Source organism: Micromonospora aurantiaca ATCC 27029 (genome assembly GCF_000145235.1).
Taxonomy (GTDB): Bacteria; Actinomycetota; Actinomycetes; order Mycobacteriales; family Micromonosporaceae; genus Micromonospora; species Micromonospora aurantiaca.
The window spans coordinates 6,848,461-6,865,566 of the sequence record NC_014391.1; the positions used below are offsets into that span (position 1 = coordinate 6,848,461).

A 17,106-nucleotide genomic window follows, 5' to 3' on the forward strand; every position below is an offset into this window, starting at 1 on the left:
CGAAGCGGGACGGGTCAGTGCGCGGGGACGCTGGTGGGTGTTGGCGTCGCGGGCCGGGGTCGCGGGATCGGTGGCGGTGCGGGGGCGGCGGCGAGGTCGGCGACGAAGGCGTCGATCTGTCCTCGGGTGATGCCGGGCATGCAGATGAGGTGGCTGGTGTCGCCGTCGGTGGCCAACAGCCACTTCCTGCGTACCTGCCCGGGTGGGGTGGGTAGGACGACGGTGAAGGCGTGCGGGTGTCGCCAGGCGGGCCAGCCGGCGGCGTTGAGCCGGTCGGTGGTGTAGGCGGCGAGGCGGCGGGCTGCGGTGGCCCGCCACCGGTGCCCTTCGCGGCCGTGGGTGGCGATGGCGTGCCACAACAGCGCGGCAGCCAGCCCGCACCGAGAACCGGTAATGGTGGTGTCCGCCATGGCGGTGTAGGCGACACGGCTACCGTGAATGCGCAGGTGGTCGCGGATGAGCACGATCCCGCACGGGGTGGGAACGCCGAAGAACTTGTGACCCGATACCGCAATGCTGCTGATGCCGCTGGCGTCATCGAGGCGCAGCCGCCCGTCGAGGGCCAGGGGGATACCGGACAGGGCGGCGTCGACGTGCAGGTGCCCGCCCGCGTGGTGCTCGTCGAGGACCGCGCGGATGCGGCCGGTGTCATCGACCGCCTCGGTCATGGTGGTGCCGGCGGTCGCCACGACGATGGCGGGCCAGCGACGCCGCCTGCGTAGCTGTGCGGCGAGGTGCGTGTAGTCCATCTCCCCGTCGGGCTGCGCGTGAACGGAAACGCCTCGGGCTCCGAGCAGGCGCACCACCTTCGGTACGGAGTAGTGGGCGGCGGTCGAGTAGTAGATGCGGGCGGTGGGGTCACGCCGGTGCGCGGCGTGCAGGGCGGACAGGTTGCCTTCCGTGCCGCCGCTGCTCACGTAGCCCCACCGGTCGTCGGCGGGCATGGCGAGCAGGTCAGCGACCCAGGTGATCACCGCGCGTTCCAGGGCCCGCGTGTGGGCCACGCCGCCGGTGTCGGTGGGGTCGCCGATGTTGTTCCACAGCCTGCCGCCGAGGCGGGTCATGACCTCGGTGTGGTCGAGGTCCACGGCGCCGGGGAATCCGATGCTCGTGGCCGCCGCGGCGTCGGCCTCGCGTACGAGGTGATCGAGAACGGCCGTGATGTCGATCTGCGCGCGGCTCAGGTCCGCGGCGTCAGGGAGGTTCAGAGTGTGGGTCACGCCGGCAGCCCGTGAAGGTGCGCGGTGAGGGTGTGGTGCAGCGCGCCGAGGTGCCGCCACACCGCTCGGGTGGCGTCGTCGCCGTCCTCGGTGAGGTTCTCGTGCCGGTTGTAGTAGGTGACGCGGTCCGGGTCGAGGGTGCGGTTGCAGCGGATGCCGTCCACGCCCAGGCACGCGTGCGGGTCGCGGTCGATGTGCAGGGCGGTGCCGTCGGTCAGCAGCACGTACGCCTGACCTTTGAGGTCGAAGACCGACAGGCGGTGTCCGGTGGCGGGTAGGTCTCGCAGGGTGTGGGCGAGCTGGTACCAGCGGCCCTGGTCGGAGTCGAGGGTGCTGACCCCGGCACCGACGTAGGTCGCGTGCTCGGGCAGGCTCATGTCCCCGCCGTTGACCATCGAGCCCTCGGGGCCGAGGGGATGCCAGCGGCGCCGCGCGGAGGCTGCGCGGGTGATGTTGTCCCGGGCTACGCCGTCGAGGTCCGCCAGCAACCTCGGGAGGTCGTCCGCGTCTGGGGAGGCCAGCCACAGCCGGTAGGCGGTGTGCAGCCGGTAGCCGTGGGGCTCGCCCGGCGCGTCGGAGACGAAGAACAACACCACCCCGTGCGGGCCGAGCGCCTCACGCCCACCGAACCGTTGATCCGCCTCGACCATGTGACCGGTGTTGATCCGCTTGCACCGGTACGCGACCTGCTTGCGCAGGTCGGCCCAGCGGCGGACCTCCGGCGGCACCCTGTCATCGACAGGCACGTGCTCGTACGGCGGAGCCGACACGGTCGGGTGCATGGGCTGCGCGGACGGGGGCGGGGGAAGCATGGTCTCCGGCGTTCGCGAGTAGTCGGCCGGCATCCGCGCCGTCCCGTAGCCGGGCCCCGGCGCGGGGGCGGTAGGCCCCGGCGGGTGAGCGGCAGGCCCTAACCCGTACGCCGGGTGTTCCATCGGCACGGCGGGCGGTGCCGTCTGCGGGTGCTCCGGTCGCCATCCGGCTTCGGCTTGCTCGACGCTGTAGTGCCTGCCTGGAGGCGGTGTGGCCGCGTGGGTCATCATCGTCGCCCCCTTGTCAGATCGAGACGCTGATCGCGTCGGGAACGGCGTGCGTGCTCGGGGTGCCACGGCCGATACCGGCGTAGACGTCCGGACGGGACTGCCGCAGATGCCCCGCCCACACCCCGCCGAGGACGGCGGTGGCGGCGAGGATCGTGGGCAGCAGGAACGGATACAGCGAACCCGGCGCGGCACCGAGCAGGGAGCCGGCGTTGCCGACCATCAGTCCCAGCAGCACCAGCCCGCCCAGCACCCCCAACGCGGGTGCGAGCCGCCACTCCCACGCGCCGGCCTGTGGGCCGCGCACGCTCGCCGGTGCCACCATCGCCGCGACAGAGGCGGCCAGCAGCAGGCACAGCAGGCCCATCGCCCCCAGCGTCGACAGCCACGTGAACATCACCGCGATCGGCTCAGCGCCAGCTAGCGCGAACGCGCCCACCACCACCGAGGCGATGGCTGTCTGCGTCAACGAGCCGCCGCGCGGCGCGCTGACCCGGGCCGTGCTGCCGGTGCGCGCGAGAGCGGCGGGCAGGACGCCTTCGCGCGCCAGGGCGAACACATACCGGGCGACAACGTTGTGGAAGACCAGCTTCGAGGTGAGGATCGCGAGGATCAGGACCAGCTCCGCGAGCACCACCCACCCACCGCCGAGGCGTTCCAGGATCGAGAACGGCAGCCCTGCCGCCGGGTTGGCAGCCACCTCGCCGACGGCGTCGGGGCCGACCGCCACGCCCATCGCCCACGCCGCGAGGGCGTACACGCCGCCGAGGACGACCACCGCGCCGATCGTGGCCCGGCCTACCGACCGGCGGTCGACGGCCTCCTCGACCATCGATCCCGGGGCGTCAACGCCCATCAACGCCGCCACGCAGAAGGCCACCGCGCCGCCGACGCCGCTGACCGCCAGCCCCAAGGCGTCGAAGCCCGCCCACGACAGCCCGCTGTCAGCCGGCTGCCCCACACCTGCAAGGACGAACGCGGCGACGATCAGCAGCGACACCGCCAGCACGGCCACCAGGACCCGGGTGGATAGCACGATCGCCCGCGTACCGAAGGCCCCGATCACGGCCAGGGCGAGGCCCGCCCACACCCACCAGGCCCCACCGAGTTGCCCGGCCAGCGTCGCCCCGACCAACCCGTACAGACTGATCTGAATAGCGTTGTAGGCAACCAGGGCGACCAGGCCGGCGGCGACACCCCAGCCGCGCCCGAGGCTGTTGGCGAGGATGCCGTAGTAGGCCGCCGGGTGTCCCACCTGCCGGGCCATCGCCGTATACCCCACCGCCAGCAACGCCACCACCGCCGCGACGAGCACGAACACCAGTGGCAGCGCCGTCACCCGCGTGGTCGCGTAGGTGGCGACGATGCCTCCGGCGAGCACCACCGTCGGCGCCGACGCCGCCGCCCCGAACACCCACAACCCGACAGGAGTCAGCGTTCGTCGGGCGAGCGCCACCTGCATGTGCGTCGAGCTCACCGCTGCCCCCGCTCCACCAAATCCGGGCAACACGAGAGCCGGCAGCCATCCACCGGATGCCTGCTCACGTCCGCCGCATTCGCTGGGACGAGAAACACCGCCGCCGGACGTACCGGGCCGCCGCGCCAGTAGCTCCGGTCACGGTCGAGCCGCCGCTGCGCGGTCTCGACATCGGGGGTGAAGCCGAACAGGTCGTGAGAACCATTGGCCCACTCCCGTCGGATCGCATACCCCCACGCGAACTCGTCCGACGTCACGTCTCCCGCGTCCGTCACGGCGGCATCGACACGCGCAGAGGACGGCCAGGGTGGCAGCCACCGTCCGGCGTTGCACCGTGGCGGGGCCAAGGCTCGTATACGGGTCAGAGCGGACAGCATGAGGGATGCCTCCTTCGATAGCAGGGCGCGAAAGGGTGAGCCAGCGAGGTCATCGCCAGCAGGTGCTCAACCACGGGGTGGTCGGACGATCAGGGAGAACGAGGTGACGCCGGCACGGCACGACGACGCAGCGGCATAGCGGAGCGATGCGCGCGCACGCGGCACGGCAACCCGTCGGACCGACGGTCGCCAGGAGCAGGCCGCCACATCCGCCACAGCGCCGGACCGCCGGGCTCCAACAACACCGGCGACCGCGGCTCATACCCGAGCCGAGCGAACACGCTGTCTCGCGGCCGGGCACCGCTGACCTCCGCGTACGCCGGCAGCCCCTCCGCGTCGAGCCTGCGGTGATAGCTGGCCAGCAAGGCACCTGCAGCACCGCTCTGCCCGGGACCAGCCGCGAGATGAGCCAGGTAGTGATGCGGCGTATGCGGAAGCACCGCATCGACGTAGGCGTGCAGCAACGCGAACCGGGGTGCGTGCGATCCGAGGATCCGTTGCAGGTCGTACACCCACCACGCAGCCGGCACCGGCGGCTCCAACCGCGAATACCAAACCGCTACAGCGGAGTGGTCGTCGGTCGCGGCAACCTGGCCCTCGTCCAACCCGCGCGTCAGCACAAGTCGTGCGTAGCGGCGCAGAACACCGGAACGCTGACCTGCATCCGGGACCAGCCAGGCGGCCGTCGGTTGGGCCAACAGCGCATCCATCACGACCCCCGACAGCGCCTCAACGTCCTCACTGGTCGCGCTGCGGACCGCCGTCCCCGAAGGCATCATGTCGCGTCCCTCGCGGATCGGCTCGGGCCGCTGTTTCCATCATCCGCGTCCGCCACCTCCGACTCGGCAGCGTGTGCCACCCGTTGCCGGGACATCCGCCGGGCCGAATCAAGCGCGCGCTGAAAGGTTGCGGCGACGTGCAGACTTTCCGACGGAACGCCCGCCGGGGGGAGACGTTGCTGCGCCGCCTCGATCAACCGCGATGAGCCGCAGACGTAGACCGCCTGCCCCGGCTGGTAGTGATACAGCGCCGCGCTGAGCAGATCCCCTTGCGCCGCCGGCTCAACATCACGGTCGTCAGAGAACGCCAACACCACCGTCAGCCAGTCACCATGCGCCTGCTGCAGCTTGTCCAACGCTACCGCGTCGTAGAGATCGGGCAGCGTCCGCGCACCCACCACCAAGGTCACCCGTCGCCTGATTGGTGATGCGGCGACCTGTTCAACCAGCGCGCGCAGCGGCGCAAGACCCGTGCCACCTGCCGCCAACAGAAGGTCAGCATCACCGGCCCGCTCCAGCGACAGCCCGACATCGAGCGCCGGCCCCAGCCACAGCACCTCCCCCGGAGTCACCCGCTCGACGAGCACCGAGGAGACCAAACCCTCCGGGACCGCACGCACGTGAAACTCCACCGTGCCGTCCGCACGAGCGGGATTCGCCGGCGAAAACCACCGCCACTGCCCCGCCACCCGAGGTGTGCATACGGGCATGGCCTGACCAGGCAAAGAACGAACGCGACGCGCTGGCCGAACAGTCAAGACCGCGACGCCGTCAGACGCGGCCTCGCACTCCAACACCTCGGCGACCGTCACGTGCGGCCCATCGCCCAACGCCCCCGCCGCCCGCTCAGCCAGACGAAGCACCCGGCGGCAACCCACCTCCCAGTAGCCGGCCAGATCCGGCTCCCAGCTCGCACCCCCGAACCGCCGCACCGTATCCACCATCGCCGCCGCAACCACCGTGCCGTGATACGGATACAGCCCGAGACGCCGGTACATCCGACCCAACACTGACAACGCAGCACGCCGAGCGGCTGGATCTCCGCGACCAGCCACCATCTGCCCAAGCGTCGAGAAAAACATCGGCGTGAGCTGCTGCGGAAGAAAACGTGCGCTCCTGTCCTCCATGAACGACCAGAAGTGATCACTGGCGCGACCGTGAGCGGCCAAGGCGACTGCCCACGACAACTCGAGGTCAGCCATCGCTCAAGCCACCTGCGAGGCGAAGACTGCCGAGCCGCTCGCCGGGTGGTGCAAACCTCAGACACCGGCGCATGTTTGACCTCGCCCTCCTCAGCCTTACCGCACGCTCTGGCTCAACCGGATCAGGTGCTACACCGCAAGCGGCTGACTGCGACCGATGAGCCAAAGGAGCGTGCGGCCGCCCACCACTTACAGCGACTGAACGACGCCGGAGCGGATTGCCTGTCCAGCAAAGCCGAACGACCCAAGCAAATCGATGTCTGACTTGTTGTCTCGCTGTTGTCTCATCACCAGGGCCAGGCAGTTTCCGCAGTTGGCAGCCCTTCTCACGGGTTGGTTCGGGCTACAGTGACGCGATGACCGGGGAGGTAGCATGACGCGAGCCCCATCGCCACGGGCCCAGCTTTTGGTGCATCCGTTGAGCTACGTTCGAGAGCAGCGGAACTGGACGCAGCAAGACCTTGTCAACGTCATCGCGCGTCGCCTGAACACCGCCGCTCGACGGGAGAAGGCGTGGCGCTGGGAGCGGTGGGGCGTAGTCCCGGATGAAGATTCACAGCTTGCACTGGCAGACGAACTCGGCATCGATCGGCAAACCGTCAAGGCACTCGGGTGGCCGCAATGGCTTCCGAGTGGACCAGCGATCAGCGCCTCGGCGCCATGGACTGTGCAAGGAGCAGTGGCTCTGCTCGACGACACCGCGGGACCGGCAGTGCTAGATCGCCGAGGCTTCTTGATCATGCAAGCCGGGCTCGCGGCGGCAATCGCTGAGCGTTGGCTTGCGGTCGAGCCACCAAGGGTCAATGCAGCGCTCCAGGGAGGCCGGGTCGACGCTGATTTGCTCGATTGCTTCGAACAACGACTCCCCGCGCTGCGGCGCATGGACGCAAGCCTCGGCGGCGGCAGCGTGCGGTCACTGGTTGACGCAGAACTCCGACTGGTTACGGATCTGCTGAACCAAGGTAGCTACTCCGAGACGGCGGGGAACCGCCTGCTTTCCATCGCCGCCGAGCTGGGCCGGATCGCAGGCTGGGCGAGTTTCGACGCCGGCTTCCATGCCGCCGCCGAACGCTACTGGTTCGCGGCCCTCCATGCTGCACATTCGGCATCCGACCGCGCAGCCGGGGCGAACATCTTGAAGTGCATGAGCTTGCAGCGAGTCGATACTGAACGACCCACTGAAGCTTTGCGCCTGGCCGACGCTGCGCGCGCTGGCGCGAGACACGCGCCAGCGCGCGTACGGGCCATGCTCACGACGCGACTAGCCCGTACCCACGCTGTACTTGGCGAGTCGCTGGCGTGCGAGAAACGGCTGGTGGAGGCCGATGCAGAGATGTCGCATGCCGATGAAGAGCCTAGCCCGGCCTGGGCCAGCTATTTTGATCACGCAGAGTACTCCGCTCAGGTCGCAGCGTGCTATCTCCTGCTTGAGCGCCATCGGGCGAGCGACCACTGGCTTCAGCAGACGCTCGCTCTTCAACCTGCTGAACGCAGCCGAGATCGCGCCACCTATCTCATTTGGCGCGCCGAGTCGGTCCTCAACCTCGGGGACGTCGACCACGCATGCGCGCTCGTATCTGAGGCAGCTCCGGACGTCACTGCAACTCGATCGGTGCGCAACCACCGCCGATTGCTGGACATCCACGGCCGCTTGACGGCGCATCGGCACCCTGCCGCGCGAGCGCTGGACGAGCGCGTGCGTAGTCTGCTCGCATGAGTAAGGTCGGGCGAGTTGCGGTGGTGACCGGCTCCAATCGCGGTCTGGGTAAGGCCATCGCCTACGGCTTAGCCCACAAGGGCGTGCACGTGGTCGTTACGGCTCGCACCGAGGATGCCGCTGAGCGGGCGGCTGACGAGCTACGCGCTGACGGCTTGTCCGCGTCCGGCCACCAGTTGGACGTTGTGGACCCCGCTAGCGTCGCTCGTGTCATGGCAGACGTCGGATATGAGCACGGGCGACTGGACATCCTCATCAACAACGCAGGCATTGCTATCGATCGCGGCCAAACAGCGTCCCGCGCCGATATGGAAAAGGTGCGAGCCACTCTTGACACCAACGTCATGGGAGCGTGGCGTTGCTGCACCGCAGCCATTCCCGAAATGAAGAAGAATGGTTACGGAAGAATTGTCAATGTCACGAGCCACATGGGCACCTTCGGCGAGATGGGGCCTGGCAGCGTCTCCTACCGGGTATCCAAGGCGGCCGTGAACGCCTTAACCTGCATTTTGGCAGCCGAACTGAAGGATGACGGGATCCTCGTCAACGCCGCTTCACCGGGGAAGGTCGACACCCGGCTGGCGTATGGCAAGGCCACCCACACGCCGAAGCAGGCAGCGGAGACCTTCGTCTGGCTCGCCACCCTTCCTCCTGACGGTCCTACCGGGGGCCTCTTCTTTCAGCGTGAGATCCTCGACTGGTAACTGCCGCACGCCGTCGGGGGACTGCCGAAGTGCTGCGCGAGGCATTCGATACCACCAACCAGCAGCGCATACGAGCCGACAAGATCGCGCGTGGTCAGCAGGGGGGGCCAGTAGTGCATGTGGATCGCCGCGGCGAGTGCCCGCATGTCGCCGTCGGCGAGGCTGGTGAGTCGGGCTACGCGTCGGAAAACGCCCCGTCGACCTGCGTCCAGTCGGGGATGGGCGCACCGAGATAGGTGTCCACCGCCCCGGCCAGCGGCAGCGCGAACAAATGCTCCTGCCCCTCGACCCTCGCCATGACCTCCGGAGCCACCTGGCAGCGACGGTCGGTCACCAAGGTCAGCAGGGCGCCGAACATCGCGCACGGCCGACCGTGTTGAACTGCTCCGACGGCGAACCCACACGCATGTAGTGCAGGACCGTCACCGACTGGATTTGCTCACCCGGAACTTCAGCAAGCCCTGCCCCTCCGCGGCGGGCAACCGTCTCCGTCCGCGGCACCATCCCCGAGTGGATCATCTACTGAATCTCGATGGTAGGTGGCGTGCTCTACGAGACGCGCAGCAGCAGGCCTTCATCGTAAGCCGGGAGAATCGCTGATATCGGAGTGGGCATTTGTGAAGAAGGCCGGGACGTGGTTCGCGAGAGCGTTCCCGGCCAGGCTCCGGGCGGTAAGCAGATCCCGTCCGCTGGAGGGAGCATCGGCATGAGGGACAGCCGCGACGGCAGGCTCGGAAGCTGTGGCAAGCCTATCGTCGCCTGTCACGGGTCGAGGCGGGCGGAGGATGCGCTGGCGGTGAAGCTCTCCGACCTAGTACTCCAGCCGCACTTCCGTTGACCGTGTTTGCGCAGCTAGGACCGCAGATGCGGATCAGGCGTCAGAGTACACGATCGTCCACCGTAGACTGCCGCACTTGTGGCGGTGGACGATCTTTCGGGGTGGGCGGCAGGTCTGGATGACCTAATGGCGCGGATCGCTGGCCGGTTTCGGCGGGTGGAGCCGCTACGGCGAGGGCACCGCGGTTGGCGAGGTCGGCGGCTGTGCCTTCCCATATGTCGGCGTGCAGGGAGCCCGGGGTGCGTAGTGTAGGTCCGAGGCACCAGCGGCCGGTGTCGTCCGCGCTCGCAGGACGGTTTTCCTCCTCGGCGAGGGCGCGCTGGTTGAGCCGTTTACGGAAGTCGTCTGTCGATTCCGTAGCGCGGCGCACGTCGAAGCGTAAATTGTGTGAGGCGTAGCTGTATCGGCGTTTCCAGCCGCGGCGGCCGGGGTTGGGTTCGATGAAGTAGGACAAGGTGACGCGCATGCGCACTGTGGCATGGCCGAGGTCGGCGAGGATGTCGGCGGGCCACGGCAGGTCGTGCAGATGCATCTCTCGCATGGTCCCGTTGTGGAACGGGTGGATGGTGTCCTGAGCGATGAGGGTGAGCGCGTCGTTGGCGCTACGAGTGGCCCGGTCAAGATCGGGTACGCCCATGCCGTAGCGGCGGTGAACGGCGCGCAGGTCGGCCTTGCTCGTGGCCTGGTCGACGTACTTGCGCATGGCGTCGGTCCATTCGGCGGAGTGCACGATCAAAGCACGCACTGTCTCGGGCCACAGCGAGGGATAGTCGGCCATGATCGAGGCGGCGAGGTGTGCGGCCTGTGCCGTTGCGGCACTGGTAGCGCAGGTGACGGTCAGTAGCCGACTATTTGTGAGTGGCGCCTTGGTAGTGAGCAGTTGCAGCTCTTCAGGGGTGTCGAAGCTAGTGCCGGCGGGAGAACGTGCGACGTTGCCGCCTTCGAACACGACGTCTGGCTTGACCGGCCACGCGGAGTGATACGCGACGGACGTGCGTGAGTGCGGTGACAACTCGCCTCGCGCGGCGAGGGGTGTCCAGCCGGCCCAGTGGGAGCTGGCGGTGGACAAGCTGTCCATCTGTGTGTAGGCGCCTACCGTGAGGGCGTTCCAAGCCTGTGCGGGGTTTTGGACGGCCTCGAGGTCACTGCGCTGCAGGTGGTCGTCCTGAAAGTTAGCGGGATTTACGTTTCCGGCGGAGACAAGGAACAGCCGGTGCGCGTCGCTGTCGGCGTCGTCGAGGAACACAAGCCCGTCATCGACCGTCGCGATGGAACGGCCAGCGGCAAGGGCATCGATGGCGGCGGACCAGGACGTCGGTTGGCCGACCATGATCGCCGAGCTTGTTCCAGGATTGGCGGTAGTGTCGTTCGCGGTGATCGCCAGGGAGAAGGCCCGGTGTCGTCGTGGTGCAGTGATTTCCGCCAGGCTGGTGGCCGTAGCGGTGACGGCGCCGTACAGTTCCGGCGGATTCGACGCTGGTGGGGGCGGGGCGAGTTTGACCGACTCGAGGCGATGGCGCAAGCGAACCTGACCGGTGGCGAGCAGAGCCTCGCCGAGATCGCCGTACAGGGCCAGCCCAGCCATCTCGGTACCGTGCCCACGATGATCATGAGAGCCCCAGGTCGGGTCGCAAGCCTGGCAGTCTGCCGGATCAAGCGAGCCGGCGAGTAGAGGGTGAGCTCGGTGGACACCGGTGTCGAGTACGCAGATGGCGGGCGCGTCCGCGCCGGCCGGCCGCGTGCGCCTCGCCAGCTGATCTACCCACTCCGCCTGCTCGACGGCGGATTCCAGCGCGATGATTTGTGCCAGCTCGTGCGGTCGCCGCAGTTCGGCGAGGTCGTCTAGCACGCCGAGCGCGCCGGCCAGCTGTTCTACTGTGGCTTGCGCGAGGACGACTATGCGCTCGCTGAAGCCAAGGGTGCGGGAGCCGAGTCGGACGCCGGCCTGTTGGGCGAATTCCTGGAACCGGCCCACCTCGTTGCCGTCGCGTCGTCGCAGCCACACTTCCCACCACACCGTCGCCGTCGGCTCGGGAAACGCGTCGGGTGGATCCGTCCAGAGCGACTCGATCGTTGCCAGACCGATTGCCTGGATTCGGTCGACGAGGTTGCGGTTCCTCGGCTTGTCCTGCTCGGCCGTCTCTGCGTACTGCTGGAGGCGGGACACGAAGTACCCGAGGGTGCCGTCGGGCACGAACACCGTCGCGTACTCCACCACCCCGCCGGTGGTAGTCACGTCTTGAACGGACACCAGTTCTGGATGCACTTGACCGGCGCGAGGGTCCAGCGACTCCACGGCCAAGTGCACGTCGGGGAAGCTCTCGAACGTGAGGTACACGCCGTCCACCGCGCCTGAGATTGCGTAGTCCCGCTCGGCGCGTTGCTCCGTGGCTGCGCTCTCTGCTCGATGGAGCTGCTCTTGTAGTTGGCTCGCGTGTCGCTGCCGGTCCGACGGTGCCGGTACCTGCTCGCCGCCACCGCCGCCCACTGGTCGACGGTAGGGTTCAGCAGCCGCGCCGGCGCGCAGGATGAGGTGGTGGCGGTTCCGAGCTGGCATGGTTACGAAGCGCTCGGGGCGGCGTTTCGTCGTTCCTGGAGAGCCGCAACCAACGTGGCGGTGGTGATGTGCTGCTGACCGGACAGGACGGCCTCCTTTGCCGCCAACTCGCAGGCGATCGTGACCTCGGCGTGGCTTAGCCCGGCGGCCGCTTGGTCGACGCGGTCCCAGGCCCACCGTCGTGGGCTCATCGTGGCGAGCCGGTTGCGGATCACCGCGCGTGCGACGTCGGGTGTTGGTAGAGGGTAGTCCACCACCAGGTCGAACCGGCGGAAGAAGGCGCGGTCGAGAAGCTGCGGGTGATTCGACGCTGCGACAAGCAGACTCGGCGAGTCAGGTTGGTCGAGGAACTGCAGGAACGAGTTGAGCACCCGGCGAATCTCGCCGACGTCGTTGCCGATCGCGCGCTCACCGGCGAGCGCATCGACCTCGTCGAAGAGATAGACGCCTCGGGTCTGGGCGAGGGCGTCGAAGATGAGACGCAGCTTCGCGGCCGTCTCGCCCATCATCTTTGTGATCAGGCCGTCGAGGCGGATGGTGAACAACGGTAGCCGAAGCTCGCCGGCGAGCACGTTAGCAGTCATCGTCTTGCCAGTACCGGGAGGGCCGATGAGTAGCAGTCGCCGCAGCGGGTGGAAACCCTTCTCCCGAAGACGGTCCTGCTGGCGTTGTTCGAGCAAGGCGCGGTCTAGCCGTTGGCGTACGCCCGCCTCCAGACAGAGGTCTGTTAACCGGCTGTCGGGGTAGGCGACGGTGAGTAGGTCAGCCAGTTCACCTCGTGGACGAGCCACTGGTACCGGTCGACCCAAATGGGCGGCGCCAGTGTGGGTGCGAAGGCCGTCTACAAGTTCGCGCATCTCTTGCGCGAACTTGCCCTGGCCGCTTCGTGCGGCGTGCGCGGCAACCTGCAACGCCACAGAGTAGAAGCGCGCGTCGTCGCCCTCACCATGGCTCCTGACCAGGGCTTTTACTTGATCTGCTGTTGCCACCCGACTGTCACCTCCCTTCCCCCGACGTGGTCTTCTCACGCTCTGCATACATCGTGCCCGGCCTGATGGGTAGCGGCTGACCGGGCGGCAACGCTGGCTGCCTTCTGTCGCCTCCCAGGCAATCATTCGCGCTGGGCCGTGAGTGGTAAATCTTGACTGGTAAAATTTTATCACTATCCTGAAACCTGTGCCAGTAGGGCGCGCCAAGAGAGACGAGAGCCGGTTCCGTGATCAAGCGAACCGGCTAGCGGTGCGGCTGCGGTCGCTACGCATCGAGCGAGGCCTGACTCAGGAGCAGTTGGCCGCTCGCGCACGGGTGGCCGTCTCGACTCTGAGAAAGATCGAATCAGGGCAGGTAGTCGAGCCCGGCTACTTCACCGTGCTATCGCTGGCGTCGGCATTGGGGCTCGGGCTAGGTGAGCTGCAGGACTGATCGCTCGGGTGCCCCTCATGCTTGAAGGTGGGTAAGACGGCGAGCGGGGGAAGTAGGAACCCAGCGAACCGCGCTACATCGAGCATCAAGCTCCCACATCGTGGGAGACCACGGCACTACCTGGGAGCTCCTGTCCGCTCCGCAGGCCCGCCCCCTGCTGAACTCCGTCCGGCCGCGTGACCTGGCCGGGCGCACCCGCCGCCGACTCGCCTCCGAGCTGATCACCGAGCTGGTCCAGGTCGACCAGGAGGGGCCGGTGCCGTTGAGGTCCTGCAGGGTGCTGCCGTGGTCTCGACGAGCTGGGTCAGTTCCTTGTTCGCCTTGATCGTGGAGCCCGCCTGATCGGCGACGTTGCGGACATCAGCCGCTTCGCCACCCGCGGGCACTTCGCCTCCTGGAACGGCACCTCACCCCTGGCGGCCGTGCGGGGCCGACCCCGGACCGTGCCGTTCGGTCGAGCCGTCCGACGTGGGCCGGGTCGGCGCACAGTTGCGCGGCGCCGGTTGCGCCGCCGGAACAGATCTTTGTCACCCCGGTCGGGGAGCCGCCAGGCAGCGGATGCCTGGCCGGCCCGGGTCGGCGCGCCGAGGTCGCGACCGCCCGCGGTCGGATCGCTGCCCTGGCGCACAGGGCAGATCAGCAGGGCGGAAGTCAGATGGCCGGACGGTGCAACTGTCACCACTGACCTCGCCCGGGGGCCGACGGTTCCGCCGCCATCCGTGCGGGGCGCCGACCCAGGTCAGCGGCGGCCGACCACCCCCGCCCCGACCCTGGGAGGGAAGATCGACAGAATTGGCCCACAGTAGACAGTGATCGACGACTGGCCAGCGGGCACCTCAACCATGATCCGGACCAGGCGACGCGAAACGCACTGGTCAGCACGCACCCGCACGAACCCCGCCCAGACGGCACGGCGACAACGGAGCACCATCGGAGCACCGTGGTCCCGCATCTTGGAAGATCGCAGCACATCGTGGGAAAGAATCAAGGCCGCGACCGACGTTTCCGCTGGTCACGGCCTTGATTGCTTGTGCGCCCGAAGGGACTCGAACCCCTAACCTTCTGATCCGTAGTCAGATGCTCTATCCGTTGAGCTACGGGCGCCTGGTGCTCGGCCAGTCTACACAACCGGCTTTCGCGCGGAGACTCCGGGATTCGAACCCGGGAGGGGCTTTAAGACCCCAACCGCATTAGCAGTGCGGCGCCATAGACCAGACTAGGCGAAGTCTCCCTGGTGACCCACGAGGTCACCGCGCCCGAGGATACAGGTCCGTACCCGCCCGGGGCAAAGCGACTATCGGACCGGCCGCCCCGACCGCGTTTTCGTCGTGTGCCAGATCACGCCCACGGCTACGCTCCATCGATATGCAGGAGCAGCCGCCGAGCGATCCGCCCCGTCGCGAGCCCGCCCCCAAGGCCCGGCGGAGCCGCTCCCCACGACCGACGTTCAACCCACCGACACCGGAGCCCGCCGCGGAGAACGCGACGAGCGACACACCGCCGCCCCGGCGTCCGCGCCGGGCGGCGCCCACTGTCGTCTTCCAGCCGCCGACGCCGGCCGCCGACGCACCGCCGGCGCCGCGCCCGCGCCCGGCCGCCGACCCTTCGCCGGCCGATCCGGGTACGCCCGGCGAGCACGCCGCTCCGAAGGCTTCTGTCGACGGCCCGGGTACGCCGCCGAAAGAGACGTCCACGACTCCCTCGGGCACGACTGCCGGAGAGCCGTCGCCGAGCGCCGGGGAGGGCACGCTCCCGGCCGATGAGAGGCCCGTCACAGCAAAGCAGCAGCAAGCCACCGAGCCTCCGGCCGGGCCGGTCTCCCCACCGGCCGGGGAGGAAACACCGAAACGGGCGCGCCGCGCTCCCGCCGCCAAGAAGGCCGCCCCAGTCGCGAAGAAAGCGGCCCCAGTTGTGAAGAAGGCTGCGCCGGCGGTCAAGAAGGCCACTCGGAAGGCGTCGCCTCCGAAGCAGGAGACGGCGATCAGCACGACGGAGCCCACACCCACCGAACGGCAGCCCGACGGCACCGAGCCGGTCACGGCGGAGCGTCCCGTCACCGCACCTTCGCCCGGACGGACCCGCCGGACCACGAAAGCCGCCCCGTCGGCGGCGATGGCGATCCCGGCAACGGCGAGTCCAGCCGCCGCCGACACCACGACACCCCGCGCCGAGCAGTCCGACGAGCCGACGCACGGCACGGTCGTCGAGCGGGCACCCGCACAACCCGACGTCACGCGTACCCCGATGGAGGGCTGGCGGGCGGTGGGGCCGCAGCTGCGCGACCACCCCGGGTTCGCGCCGGAGCTGCTGGCCCTGGCGGCGGTCGACGCGCTCGGGCCGCGGGCCGCGTCCTGGGTGGAGCAGGTACGGCGGGCCTACCCGGAGGCGGACGCCGACGGGGTGGCTCGGCTGGCGACGCGGCGGTTCGTGCGGATGGCCGGTACGGGTGGGGCGCTCGCGGCGGGCGCCGGGCTGTTCGCGCCGGTCGCGGAGCTGGCGACGGTGCTGTGGACGCAGGCGAACCTGGTGCTGCATCTGGCAGCGGCGTACGGGCGGGATCCGGCGCATCCGGATCGGGCCGCCGAGCTGCTGGTGCTCACGTTGGTGCACCCGGACGACGGCACCGCGCGGGCGGCGCTGGCGGCGGCTCGGGCGGCTGATGCTCCGGCGGAGGGTCCGTGGGGGCGCGTGGTGGAGGCGGCCTGGCGGCTGGCGACGCCGGTGGCCGCGCAGGCGGGTGGCTGGCTCGGGCTGCGGTTGGCCGCCCGGTTGCTGCCGGGCGCGGCGGCGCTGGCGGCCGCGACCGGCGGTACGGCGACGGCCGAGCGGGTGGCCGCGCGGGCGGTCGCCCGGTATCGGGCGTGATCGACACCAGTTCGGCGAGCCGGCGCGGTCAGGCGGGCCCGATGCCGCCACTTCCCCGACCTGGCGGCGGACGGAACGCGTGCGGTCAGAGCCAGTCGAACCAGGACTTCGGCAGCATCGCGTAGCCGACGAACGCGAAGATGTCGAGCAGCGTGTGCGCGACGATCAGCGGGGCGACCCGGCGGGTACGCAGGTAGAACAGCCCGAAGATCACGCCCATGACGGCGTTGCCGACGAACGCGCCGAAGCCCTGGTAGAGGTGGTACGAGCCGCGCAGCAGCGCGCTCGTGGCGAGCACCGCGCCGATCCGCCAGTTGAGCTGCCGCAGCCGGGTGATCAGGTAGCCGACCACGATCACCTCCTCCAGCACGGCGTTCTGCACGGCGGCGAGGATCAGCACCGGCACCGTCCACCAGAGGTCCGGCAGCGCGGCCGGGACCAGCGTGGCGTTGAGCCCGAGCTGCGCCGCCGCCCAGAACAGCGCCAGCCCGGGCAGGCCGATGAGCGCGGTCAGGCCCGCGCCCCGGGCCAGGTCGGAGGCGGGCCGGCGGAAGTCGACGCCGAGCGTCCGTGCCGGGTCGCCGGGGTCGCGCGCCAGCAGGTGTACGGCGAGCAGTACCGGCAGCAGCGCGAAGACGATCCCGAGCAGCTGGTACGTGAGGTCGAGGTACGGCCGGGCCGACGCGGAGGTGTTCAGCGCGGCGGTCTGCTTGGACAGTCCGCCGGTCGCGGTCAGCTTCGCGATCAGCGAGACGAGCGCGTACACGGCCGACTGGCCGAGGGACAGACCGAGCACGAGCAGCGTCTCGGTGCCCAGCATCCGGCGGGAGACCGGGCGGGCCAGCTCGTCAACCGTCACCGGACCATGAAAGCACTTCGGCGACCGGGCCGGACGGTCGCACAGCCTG

Annotated in this window: 14 protein-coding genes and 2 tRNA genes; 4 read left to right on the forward strand and 12 right to left on the reverse strand. The window is 69.0% G+C overall.

Annotation, left to right across the window (positions count from 1 at the left end; genetic code table 11):
- Positions 1–14 precede the first annotated feature (14 nt).
- The 6 genes from MICAU_RS30600 to MICAU_RS30625 all read right to left on the reverse strand — a co-directional run bounded on the left by MICAU_RS30600 (position 15) and on the right by MICAU_RS30625 (position 6,095).
- Positions 15–1,220, reverse strand: coding sequence for a histidine decarboxylase (locus MICAU_RS30600; RefSeq protein WP_013289227.1), 1,206 nt, complete (start codon positions 1,218–1,220; stop codon positions 15–17).
- The gene (locus MICAU_RS30605) at positions 1,217–1,990 is read right to left on the reverse strand and encodes a hypothetical protein (protein WP_235437570.1); all 774 of its coding nucleotides are present in this window, start codon (positions 1,988–1,990) and stop codon (positions 1,217–1,219) included. Before MICAU_RS30605 ends, MICAU_RS30600 begins: the two co-directional genes overlap by 4 nt.
- 286 nt (positions 1,991–2,276) lie before the next feature.
- Positions 2,277–3,722, reverse strand: coding sequence for an APC family permease (locus tag MICAU_RS30610; RefSeq protein ID WP_013289229.1), 1,446 nt, complete (start codon positions 3,720–3,722; stop codon positions 2,277–2,279).
- A gap of 11 nt (positions 3,723–3,733) precedes the next feature.
- Positions 3,734–3,994, reverse strand: a complete 261-nt coding sequence (locus MICAU_RS30615) for a hypothetical protein (RefSeq protein WP_152748329.1) — start codon at positions 3,992–3,994, stop codon at positions 3,734–3,736.
- 209 nt (positions 3,995–4,203) lie between these two features.
- The gene (locus MICAU_RS30620) at positions 4,204–4,893 is read right to left on the reverse strand and encodes a hypothetical protein (RefSeq protein ID WP_013289231.1); all 690 of its coding nucleotides are present in this window, start codon (positions 4,891–4,893) and stop codon (positions 4,204–4,206) included.
- On the reverse strand, positions 4,890–6,095 hold the full coding sequence (locus tag MICAU_RS30625; RefSeq protein ID WP_013289232.1) for an FAD-binding oxidoreductase: 1,206 nt from the start codon (positions 6,093–6,095) through the stop codon (positions 4,890–4,892). The genes MICAU_RS30620 and MICAU_RS30625 overlap by 4 nt, the downstream gene beginning before the upstream one ends.
- 409 nt (positions 6,096–6,504) lie before the next feature.
- On the opposite strand from MICAU_RS30625, the gene MICAU_RS32195 reads away from it, so the two are divergent.
- Positions 6,505–7,812: an NsdA family TPR-like regulatory protein gene (locus MICAU_RS32195; protein WP_235437674.1), complete on the forward strand. Its 1,308-nt coding sequence runs from the start codon at positions 6,505–6,507 to the stop codon at positions 7,810–7,812.
- Positions 7,809–8,516 (forward strand): SDR family oxidoreductase, encoded by a 708-nt coding sequence (locus tag MICAU_RS30635; RefSeq protein ID WP_013289234.1) that lies wholly within the window; start codon positions 7,809–7,811, stop codon positions 8,514–8,516. Before MICAU_RS32195 ends, MICAU_RS30635 begins: the two co-directional genes overlap by 4 nt.
- Positions 8,517–8,691: 175 nt before the next feature.
- Here the strand turns inward: MICAU_RS30635 and MICAU_RS30640 are convergent, their stop codons facing one another.
- The 3 genes from MICAU_RS30640 to MICAU_RS30650 form a co-directional block, all read right to left on the reverse strand.
- Positions 8,692–8,874, reverse strand: coding sequence for a hypothetical protein (locus MICAU_RS30640; RefSeq protein WP_013289235.1), 183 nt, complete (start codon positions 8,872–8,874; stop codon positions 8,692–8,694).
- 520 nt (positions 8,875–9,394) lie between these two features.
- Positions 9,395–11,842, reverse strand: a complete 2,448-nt coding sequence (locus MICAU_RS30645) for a S8 family peptidase (RefSeq protein WP_167545748.1) — start codon at positions 11,840–11,842, stop codon at positions 9,395–9,397.
- A 71-nt stretch (positions 11,843–11,913) separates the two neighbouring features.
- Positions 11,914–12,900: an AAA family ATPase gene (locus MICAU_RS30650; RefSeq protein WP_013289238.1), complete on the reverse strand. Its 987-nt coding sequence runs from the start codon at positions 12,898–12,900 to the stop codon at positions 11,914–11,916.
- Positions 12,901–13,150: 250 nt separating this feature from the next.
- Between MICAU_RS30650 and MICAU_RS33740 the strand changes: the two genes are divergently transcribed.
- On the forward strand, positions 13,151–13,333 hold the full coding sequence (locus MICAU_RS33740) for a helix-turn-helix domain-containing protein (protein ID WP_368665014.1): 183 nt from the start codon (positions 13,151–13,153) through the stop codon (positions 13,331–13,333).
- 1,031 nt (positions 13,334–14,364) lie between these two features.
- Here the strand turns inward: MICAU_RS33740 and MICAU_RS30660 are convergent.
- Both MICAU_RS30660 and MICAU_RS30665 read right to left on the reverse strand, forming a co-directional pair.
- Positions 14,365–14,437: transfer RNA gene (locus tag MICAU_RS30660), tRNA-Arg, on the reverse strand.
- 36 nt (positions 14,438–14,473) lie between these two features.
- Positions 14,474–14,564: transfer RNA gene (locus MICAU_RS30665), tRNA-Ser, on the reverse strand.
- 881 nt (positions 14,565–15,445) lie between these two features.
- Here MICAU_RS30665 and MICAU_RS30670 point away from each other — a divergent pair.
- Complete coding sequence (locus tag MICAU_RS30670; RefSeq protein WP_244879699.1) at positions 15,446–16,198, forward strand: hypothetical protein; 753 nt, start codon at positions 15,446–15,448, stop codon at positions 16,196–16,198.
- Between the two features lie 85 nt (positions 16,199–16,283).
- Here the strand turns inward: MICAU_RS30670 and MICAU_RS30675 are convergent, their stop codons facing one another.
- Positions 16,284–17,057 (reverse strand): CPBP family intramembrane glutamic endopeptidase, encoded by a 774-nt coding sequence (locus MICAU_RS30675; RefSeq protein ID WP_013477452.1) that lies wholly within the window; start codon positions 17,055–17,057, stop codon positions 16,284–16,286.
- Positions 17,058–17,106 lie beyond the last annotated feature (49 nt).